Below are 9,784 nucleotides of genomic sequence, written 5' to 3' on the forward strand. Positions count from 1 at the left end.
GTGCACGTCCTGCCGGCTCAGCAGTTCGTACCGCCGCCGCAGCACGGCGTCACGGTCGCGTTTGTCGGGAACGACGGACAGGAACGTCAATACGACCGTCCATTTGGCCATGTCGGTGACGTAGAAGCCGTCGGCGTCCCTTAATTCATCGATCAGTCGCCCGCGGCCGGCGTCGAGCAGCGTGAATACGCGGCGCTGGCGGCCATCGCGCGGCTCGGACCGTTCGGAAATCAGCCCGGCCTTGACCAATCGTGACGTCGCGGGATAGATGGCGCCGTCGCTGAATTTGCGCGCGTCCCCCTGCAATTGCTCCATCTTCTTACGCAGCTCGTAGCCGCACATACATCGCTCGGACAAAAAGCCGAGAATCATCATCTCTATTACGCTCATGGCCCCAGTATACCTCGTTTCGACACGCCGCGTTTAGACATATCTCGATTCGATGTATATAGTGATGACCAACGCAACGAAATACCTCGAAAAGAGATATGTCGAAGCGACATAAACGTAAGAACGACCAAAAACAACAACCGGCGACGAACGCCGTCGGACCGACCGAAAGGAACCCATCATGACGAACATCACCATCTTCGGCGCAGGCAACATCGGATCCGCCGTGGCCGGCATCGCCGCCAAGGCCGGCGCCAACGTACAGGTCATCGACCGCAACCCCGACAAGGCCGCCGCAGCCGCCGAAGGCGTCGCCGGCGCGAAGTTCGGCGAGGCCATCACCGGCGACATCGTCGTGCTCGCCCTGCCGTTCCCCGCCTACGACGAGGTGCTCGCCGAGTACGCCCCCCAGTTCGCCGGCAAGACCATCGTGGACGTGGCCAACCCCATCGACTTCACCACCTTCGACCTCGCCCTGCCGGAAGGCGCCAAGTCTGCCGCCGAATGGCTGGCCGGCAAGCTGCCGCAGTCCAAGGTCGTCAAGGGCTTCAACACCACGTTCGCCGCCACGCTGGCCACCGGCGTCAACGACGGCGCGCCGACCGTCGTGCAGCTGGCCGCCGACGACGAGGACGCCAAGAAGTCCGTCGCCGCATTCATCGAGGCCGCGGGACTGAAGACCGTGGATGCCGGCCCGCTCAAGCGCGCCCAGTATCTCGAGGGCTACGGCGCCCTGCAGATCATCCTCGGCGTGACCGAGCAGACCCCGTGGACCGGCGGCTTCAAGGTCGTGAAGTAGTCGGACGGGCTCCGAACGAGCCCATCCACCCCTGATTCCCCGGCGCAAACCGCACTCAAAACCCCGTTCTCCACGATTCATGGTGTCTTTCGGTCGTTTTTCGGCTGAATTTCGACCGAAAGGCACCACGAACGGCCGGAACGGGGTTTTCTGCCCTTATTTCACCTCGGCATAACATGAACAGCAGGCGAACTTATCGCCGCATCGACGTTTCATCGCCCCCATACGGACGACAATGAGGATACGTCCGTTGCGGTTCCGACGGGCAACGCATGGAACATACGTCGCGGGAGAGATATGAGGAATTTCGGAGGCAGAATCGTCCTGTTCGCCCTAATCGGACTGGGAACGGTGCCGTTCATGCTGGCCGGCGGCCAGGATATGACCGTGCCGAAAGTACTCGACGTGCATTTCGGACCGCCGGCTGCGGCGCTGATGGCGATTGCCGCCGCCGTCTTGTATGGCTGCATCAGACTGGTGTCGTACTACGTCCTCCAAATCGTTCGCGGCGCGAAGACCGCCCACGCCACGGTCGTGTCATATTATTCGCATACCGATAGCGACGGCGACGTTCTGACGGTGTACCGATTCCTGACCACCGACGGCGAGGACCTCGTCTTCCATTCGGTGCCATGGTCCGCCATGCGAAACAAAGCCCTTAACGAAGCGTTGCAGCACCAGGGTTCCCGCATCATCGTCAGCTGGTACCCGCAATCGAAAACCTGCAAATCGGTGACGCTGGAACAGCCCTGGACGACATACGAGGGGCGGGCTTCCGACGATACGGACGGCCGCGCCGGTGACCGCTCCGGAACGATGCCGAACGCGGCATACGCAGATGCGACGAAGAACACCGATCGCAAGAACGACGAGCCGTTGAAAAGCTCCGCCCTTGATCTTCAGCTCAAACCGTCGTTCCTCATCGTATGGGGATTCACACTGGCGGCGATCGTCGTCGTCGCGATCGCCATGTATCTGACGTCCCGACAGCTCACCGGCGTGGGAGAGCAACTGATCCTCCGCAAGATGACCGGCGGCATCGCCGTGCTCGCCGCCGCGGCGATAATGCTGGTTCACGGCATCGTCAGCCAGTTCATGATCCGTAGATACGACGCGACACACCATGACGTCGACGAGGATGCTGCGCACGTCAGCCTTATGCGGCATGTGGCCGTCGTCATCACGCTGGTCACTGCGGGAATCGCCTGCATATACAATCCGATGGCCGCGCTCATCGAAGGGCCACGGACCGAAATCGTAACGACGGGCAGCGTCACCGGCTCCGGCATCGGTACATCCCGTGAATATTGGATGCTTATGGCCCATTACGTCGGCAACGGCGGCGGCGATGACGGCAGCAAATACCTCGTCGTGGCCATTCCCCGCACTCATGCCGAAAAGGTGCGGGACCGAATCGAACGCATCTACGGCAGCCAGGAGGACACGCCCATGAAGATCACCTACTGGCCGGGCGGCGGAATGCAGGTGTTCGACCACGTCGAGCCGGTCGACGGCGGCAACGGCAACGGCAACGGCACGAACGACCCGACCGTCGAATAGCCGGCCCGCAAACCCGTTCCCGGCGATTCATGGTGCTTTTCGGTCGTTTTTCGGCTGATTTTCGACCAAAAGGCACCATGAATTGCGGATTTCGGGATTTTGCGCCGTGAGTGTTGCGGTCCGGATGACGTATGTTAGTGTTTAAATGTCGAAACGTTTAGACATTTAGATGCAATATGCGAAGGAGACTGCGATGACCATGGAGAAAACCACCGACGCCACGACAAGCACCGACCTCACGCCGAACGCCGCCGCCGCAACGAACCGCCCGCTCGTATCCGAGCCGCTGATGCTGCCGTGTGGGGTGACGGTGAGGAACCGCTTCTACAAGTCGGCGATGAACGAGGCGCTCGCCGGCCGCGACTGCGCGCCGACCGAAGCGCATGTGCGGCTGTACCGGCGTTGGGCGGCAGGCGGCGCCGGCGTGCTTGTCACCGGCAACGTGATGGTCGACCGCACGCAGCTCGGCGAGCCCGGCAACGTGGCCGTCGAGGACGAACGCGACCTCGCCATGCTGCGTCGTTGGGCGGCGGCCGGCACCGAACACGGCGCACACTGCTGGATGCAAATCAATCACCCCGGCCGCCAGTCGCCCATCACCATCAACCGCAGTCCGGTCGCACCAAGCGCCGGCCGGCTCGAAGGCGACTACGGACGGTTTTTCGCCGAACCGCGCGAACTGACCAGGCCGCAGATCCACGACATCGTCCGCCGGTTCGCCACCACGGCGGACATCGCGAAGAAGGCCGGATTCACCGGTGTGGAGATTCACGCGGCCCACGGCTATCTCATCAACCAGTTCCTGTCGCCGCTCGACAATCATCGCATCGACGAATACGGCGGCAGCCTTGAAAACCGCGCGCGATTCCTGTTCGAGATCGTCGAAGCCGTGCGGGTGGAAGTCGGCCCCGGCTTCCCTATCGCCGTGAAAATCAATTCCAGCGACGTGCCCATCGCCGTCAAGGCGCCACGCTCCGCTGACGAATCCGACAAGACGACGCCCGGCGGCTTCGACGAGGACGAGTCCATCTGGGTCATCAAGCGGCTGTCGGCCATGGGCGTCGACCTCATCGACGTCTCCGGCGGCACGTTGGAGAAACCCGTCATCCAGACCAATTCCGGAGCCCGCGAAGACGAGGCACGAGGCGTCTACTTCACCGACTTCGCCGAACGCCTCGCCGGCACGATCGATACGCCGATCGCCCTGACCGGCGGCTTCCGCAACGCCGCCGACATGGAGAAGGCGCTGTCGAGCGGCGTCACGCAGATGATCGGCATCGCCCGACCGCTCGTCGTCAAGCCGAGCCTGCCGAATCTCATCATGAACGCGCGATGGCAGGGCACGGTCCGCCTGCCGTGGATCACCACCGGCGTCAGGGCTCTTGACCAAGCGTTCGGCGGCATTCTCGTCATCAGCTGGTTCGAGCTGCAGATGAACCGCATCGGCCGCGGCAAATCACCGAATCCGCGCATCGGCGGATTGCGTGCGCTGCTGTTCGCCATCCGCCAGCACGGCGTCGGCACCCTCACTCCCCGCCGCCGCAAGGGCCATCAGTGAGCACGAGAAACGGAGGATGAACTGTCATGTCCATTGCCATCATCACTGGAGCCAGTTCGGGGCTTGGGCGCCGATACGTCGATGCGGTGATCGCCGAATGCCCGGAGGTCGATGAAATCTGGGTAATCGCCCGCAATGCCGAGCGACTCGCCAAAATCGCCGCCGAATACCGGCATCCGCGCATCGTGCCGGTGCCGCTCGATCTCACCGATTCACGAAGCTATGCCCTGCTCGCGAACCGGATGGAGGAGCGACGACCGATCGTCCGCGTCCTCGTCAACGACGCCGGTGCCGCGCTCGGAGGCGAATTCGCCGAACAGGATTCTCGACGCATCATGCAGATGCTGCGGTTGAATGTCATCGGCATCACGACGGTGACGCGCGTCTGCCTGCCGTACATGCGTCGAGGATCGATGATTCTGCAGGTCGGTTCGGTTTCCGGATTCGCGCCGAGTCCGAACCTCGCCGCCTACAGCGCCAGCAAAGCCTACGTACGAACGTTCTCTGTCACGCTGCGGCAGGAACTGCGACCGCGAGGAATTCATGTCACCGCGGTGCAGCCCGGGCGCATGAATACGGCAATGACCATGGAAAGGAACGGTTCAGGACTCGGCGACGGTCGACTCGGCTGGATTCCATCACTCGACATGAACCGACTGGCCCGAAACTCAATTCGCGCGGCGAAACGCAACCGCGCCACCTATACGATGGGAACGTTCAACAAGGCGCTCGCCATATTGACGAAAATCATGCCGATAAACCTGTTCGTACGGTTCTCCACGATGTGACCGGTTCGCCAGTACAATGACATTCCGAACGGAAACGAGGTGGATGATGACGGCAACAACATGCGACGGGCCGATTCGCAGCCTGGAGATACTCAACGAGTGCATTCCGCTGTTCGAAACACTCAAGGACCCGAACCGTCAACGACTTCTCGTACAGCTGGTGTGCGACGGCCCGCAGACGGTGGGCGAGCTGTGCGAGTCCTCGACGCTGTCGCGCACGGCGGTCTCGCATCACATCAAGCTGCTGGAGCAGGCCGGGTTCATCGACGTCACCAAGGAGGCCACGCGCCGCATCTGCACGGCCCGCGCCGACCGCTGGCTGCCGCTGCTCGACGAGCTCGCGGCGGCGCTCAAGTCCGATCTCGCCGCCGCCGATGCGGAGCGCTCGGCGCAGGCGGCGCAATAACGACACGTGCTCGGCCCACGTCACGACACAGCCATACGGGCAGGCACGTGCATCGTTCACGGCCGGATCACATACAGCAGGTTACGCACGTCGTCATCACTCCCCCATGGCGGCGGCCATGTCCTCCCAGTCGAGGCCGGTGTCCTTGGCCCGCCCGTAGAAGAACCGGATGAGACCGGGGAAATCCGGATGGTAGTCGAGCCGCTTGAACTCACGGATCAGTCCCTTGCGCACATCGGGCGTGTTGGGGTATCGGGTCTCGTAGACCGGCAGCCCGCATGGCCGCCATGCGCCGTCGACCTTGGCGATGCGGTTGACTATCATGCCGCCGTGCGCGCCATCGTATTTCGCCGCGACCGGAGGACACCACACGCTGTATTCACCGCCGTGGATGAGGTCTTCCAGCACGAGACGGCCCTTCGCCGCGTTGGAGTCGCGGATCCAGAACATCGTGGCGAAATTCGTTTCGGCGATCTGCCGCATATCGGCCAATTGGTCGTCGTTGATTCGCCCGCAGTCATGAAGGCGCTCGCCGGCGACGCGGAACGGCGAGCGTCCGTCGCCGTCGGGGCCGACGCGGTACTGCGGGAATCCGTCGTCGTCCTCATCGTCCTCCGAACTCGCATCGACCGCGCATTCGTAGGAGAACCAGTCGCAGAACGACCATTCGATCAGTCGCAGCAGCTGGTCGGGATGTCGTTTGAACGGATTGAGGTTCACTTCATGGTAGAACCGGCGCCGTGCGGCCGTATACCCGTCCGGATCGCATTCGCGGAACAGGTCGGCGATGTCGCCGGTGTCGAGCATGGCCGCTCCCCGCGATTCGTTCTCATCATCGAGTATCGCTTGCTTCATCATCGCTCCCATCGTTGGCAAACCGTCGGAACGTCAATGATTCCAACGTTCCCGCGATTCCCTTCGTTCGCAGGTGGTGACCACTGTATGGCGGTGCGAAGCGGCCGGCAAACGACTTCGACGGGAATGTGGATAAGTCGGATAATTCGATGGCCGAGATGGAGAATGTGGATGAATCGACCGTTCATCCGCCGATGTGGATAATTTCCGCAGACCGGCGAAAGCGCCGCCGGCCCGCGCCCTCGGCCGATGACTCGATTGCCGCTACAGGTACCGGCCGGTGATGCTGTCGCGACTGGCGGCGATGTCGGCCGGCGATCCGGCGGCGACGATGCGGCCGCCGTGTTCGCCGCCGCCCGGCCCCATGTCGATGATGTGGTCGGCGTTGACGATGACGTCGAGGTCGTGTTCGATGACGACGATCGTGGCTCCGGCGTCGACCAAACGATCGAAAACGCCGAGCAGCACACGCACGTCGAGCGGATGCAGACCGATGGTCGGCTCGTCGAATACGAATACGGCGTCGGATTGCGCACGCCCCATTTCGCTGGCGAGCTTGAGCCGCTGCGCCTCGCCGCCCGACAGGGCCGGCGTCGGTTCGCCGAGCGTGAGATACCCAAGGCCCAGATCATGCAGGGTCTCCAGCCGCGTATGGACCTTGCGTAGGTCGGTGGTAACGGCCAGCGCCTCGTCCACGCTCATCGCCATGAACTGCGGCAACGTCAGAGGATTCACGGCGGCGGCGTTTTTCCCTGGCTTCGGCACGCGATGGATGCGGCTCGCCTCGGGCGCATACCTCGTGCCGCGACAGTCGGGGCATTCGATGTCCACGTCGGGCAGGAACTGCACATCCAGCGAAATCGACCCGGTGCCGTCGCAGGTCGGGCAGCGTAGACGGCCGGTGTTGTAGGAGAAATCCCCCGCCTTGTACCCAGCGGCCTTGGCCTCCTCGCCGCGAGCGAACGCCCTGCGCAGTTCGTCGTGTATGCCGGCGTAGGTGGCGACGGTGGACCGCACGTTCGCGCCGATGGGCGTGGCGTCGATGAGGTTCACGCGGGCGATGCCGGTGACGTCAGCGGCATTCCCGTCGTCGCCGGAGGCGGTGTCATCGGAATCGCCGCCGCCTTCGACGCTCAGCGCACGCACATGCTCCGGCAGCGGCCCGTCCGCGGCCCGCGCCTTCAACGCCGGGATCAGCGACTCCAATACCATCGTCGTCTTGCCGGAGCCGGAGACGCCGGTCACGACGGTGAGCCGGCCGCGCGGAATGTCCACGTTCAGCGGCTTCACCGTATGCAGCGGGCCCGTCTCCATATGAATACGGCCGTTCGCGAACATGCCGGACGGCGCAACGACGTCGCGCACACGAGCGGCGCGATTCTCCGTCAGGAACGGCGCGATGCGGCTGCCCTCCGTCCGAGCGACCTCGCCCACCGTGCCCTGCGCGATCACATGGCCGCCGTCGGCGCCGGCGACCGGCCCCATCTCCACCAGATGGTCGACGGCCTTAAGAACCCGCACGTCATGGTCTACGACGACCACGGAATTGCCGTCGGCCACGAGGTCGCGCATCACGCCGAGCAGGCCATCGACGTTCGCCGGATGCAGTCCGATCGACGGCTCGTCAAGCACATAGAGCACACCCGTCGTGCGGTTGCGCACGGCGCGGGCGAGCTGCACGCGCTGACGTTCGCCGGTCGAAAGCGTGGCTCCGGCGCGGTCGAGCGACAGATATCCGAGACCGAGCTCAAGCAGCCTTTTCGCCACGTCGAGGAACGATTCGCCGATGTTCCGCGCCATCCGCCGCATTTCCGGCGGCAGCGAATCCGGCACGCCGCGCACCCAGGCGACGGCGTCGTCAAGCGTCATCGCGGCGGCCTGCGCAAGGTTCACGTCGCCGATCTTCGGTGCACGGGCGGCGGCCGACAATCTCGTGCCGCCGCAGTCGGCGCACGGCTTCTCCACGAGGAACCGCGCCACACGCTTCAGCCCCTTCTCGTCCTTGGCCTTGGCGAGCGCGTTCTCCACCGTGTAGACGGCGTTGTAGTACGTGAAGTCGAGTTCGGCGAAGTCGTCGGATTTCTTCGAACGGTAGAGGATGTGCTTCTTGACGGCCGGCCCGTTGAAGACGATGTCACGCTCCTTGTCGGTGAGCTGGTTGAACGGCACGTTGGTGCGTACGCCCATCGCGCCGCATACCTGCTTCATGAGGTCCCACATGAGCGAACCCCATGGCAGCACGGCGCCGTCGTCGATGGATTTCGTCTCGTCGGGCACGAGCGCGGCGCGGTTGACCTCGCGCACGACGCCGGTTCCGGAGCATGCGGGGCAGGCTCCGGCCGAGTTGAAGGCGAGGCTTTCGGCGCCGGGACCGTGGAATTTCCTTCCGCAGCCGGAGCAGACGATGGGCAGTTCGGCGGCCACGTTGAGACTTGGCCCGTTGCGCGTGCCGCAGTGCGGGCAGACGTGCGATCCGACGCGGGAGAACAGGAGCCTCAGGCTGTTGAGCAGTTCGGTCATGGTGCCGAATGTGGAGCGCACGCCGGGCACGCTTGGCCGCTGATGCAATGCGAGGGCGGCGGGCACATGCCGTACGTCGTCGACCTGCGCGCGGCCGGCCTGGGTGAGCCGCCGGCGCGTGTATGTGGAGAGGGCCTCGAGGTAGCGGCGCGAGCCTTCGGCATAGAGCACGCCCAATGCCAGCGACGACTTGCCCGAGCCGGAGACGCCGGCCACGCCGACCAGCTCCCCCAGCGGGATGTCGATGTCGATGTTCTTGAGATTGTGCACGCGCGCGCCACGCACCTCGATGGCGCTGGGCACGCGTCGTCCGTCCCCGTTCATGCCTTGAGTCATGCCTCCCATTGTAGGAACCGACGATCGGGCGGGGCGCGCCGCCGAACCGCCGTCACGCCGTGCCGGCGTACACTTCGTATGTTGCGTATTGCGGCAGGCCGTATATGGTGATGGAGAACGGTTTCGACCGGCCCTTGGCGGGCTTGTCGATGTAGGCATGCTCGCCGTAGACGATGCGGCCGCCGGCGTCCCGCAGCACAACCGTCACATTGACTCCGTTGCCGCCATAGATGCCTTCGCCGTTGTCGTCGTCGCGGGTGGTGGTGACCTCGCCGCCGAACGTCTCGCCGCCATCGCCGAGTCTGGTCGCGTTCACGCCGGATACGGCGAAGGTCTCGGCGCCGTCGGTATCGATGACGTTCATGGAACCGATGTCGTTGAGCGTGAACTCCACGGTCTTCGGCGCGACGCCGTCGCCGCTCTGGCCGCCGTAGTGCAGCGTCTCGCCGGGGTAGATAAGCGGCATCGTCTGCGTGTTGGAGAACACCACCTTGCCGTCGGCCGATTTGCCGGTGACGACGAGCTCGGGGAAGACGATGGTCTTCGTCTTGTCGGTGTTGCGTATGGCGACG

General features: G+C 64.0%; 7 protein-coding genes and 2 pseudogenes. 5 read left to right on the plus strand and 4 right to left on the minus strand.

Annotation, left to right across the window (positions count from 1 at the left end):
• A partial coding sequence (locus GFD18_RS10715) for a PadR family transcriptional regulator (RefSeq protein ID WP_163228295.1) occupies nt 1–390 on the minus strand: 390 nt, incomplete at its 3' end.
• A gap of 169 nt (nt 391–559) precedes the next feature.
• Here GFD18_RS10715 and GFD18_RS10720 point away from each other — a divergent pair.
• The 5 genes and pseudogenes from GFD18_RS10720 to GFD18_RS10740 form a co-directional block, all read left to right on the plus strand.
• Nucleotides 560–1,189, plus strand: a pseudogene (locus GFD18_RS10720) (NADPH-dependent F420 reductase); the annotation flags it as partial.
• Between the two features lie 297 nt (nt 1,190–1,486).
• A complete protein-coding gene (locus GFD18_RS10725; protein WP_163200156.1) occupies nt 1,487–2,749 on the plus strand; it encodes a hypothetical protein in 1,263 nt (420 codons plus the stop codon).
• A 193-nt stretch (nt 2,750–2,942) separates the two neighbouring features.
• Nucleotides 2,943–4,307, plus strand: a complete 1,365-nt coding sequence (locus GFD18_RS10730; protein ID WP_225433091.1) for an NADH:flavin oxidoreductase/NADH oxidase family protein — start codon at nt 2,943–2,945, stop codon at nt 4,305–4,307.
• A 26-nt stretch (nt 4,308–4,333) separates the two neighbouring features.
• On the plus strand, nt 4,334–5,095 hold the full coding sequence (locus GFD18_RS10735) for an SDR family NAD(P)-dependent oxidoreductase (RefSeq protein ID WP_163200157.1): 762 nt from the start codon (nt 4,334–4,336) through the stop codon (nt 5,093–5,095).
• A 46-nt stretch (nt 5,096–5,141) separates the two neighbouring features.
• Nucleotides 5,142–5,501 (plus strand): ArsR/SmtB family transcription factor, encoded by a 360-nt coding sequence (locus GFD18_RS10740; protein WP_191997388.1) that lies wholly within the window; start codon nt 5,142–5,144, stop codon nt 5,499–5,501.
• A gap of 96 nt (nt 5,502–5,597) precedes the next feature.
• Here GFD18_RS10740 and GFD18_RS10745 read toward each other — a convergent pair whose 3' ends face one another.
• From GFD18_RS10745 to GFD18_RS10970, 3 genes and pseudogenes are all read right to left on the minus strand, one after another.
• Entirely contained in the window at nt 5,598–6,359 is a 762-nt protein-coding gene (locus GFD18_RS10745) for a hypothetical protein (RefSeq protein WP_225433093.1), read from the minus strand.
• A gap of 261 nt (nt 6,360–6,620) precedes the next feature.
• Nucleotides 6,621–9,212, minus strand: a complete 2,592-nt coding sequence (locus GFD18_RS10750) for an excinuclease ABC subunit UvrA (RefSeq protein ID WP_404801627.1) — start codon at nt 9,210–9,212, stop codon at nt 6,621–6,623.
• Between the two features lie 52 nt (nt 9,213–9,264).
• A pseudogene (locus GFD18_RS10970) lies at nt 9,265–9,784 on the minus strand (serine/threonine protein kinase); the annotation flags it as partial.

The sequence above is a fragment of the Bifidobacterium saimiriisciurei genome (assembly GCF_010667655.1).
GTDB lineage: Bacteria > Actinomycetota > Actinomycetes > Actinomycetales > Bifidobacteriaceae > Galliscardovia > Galliscardovia saimiriisciurei.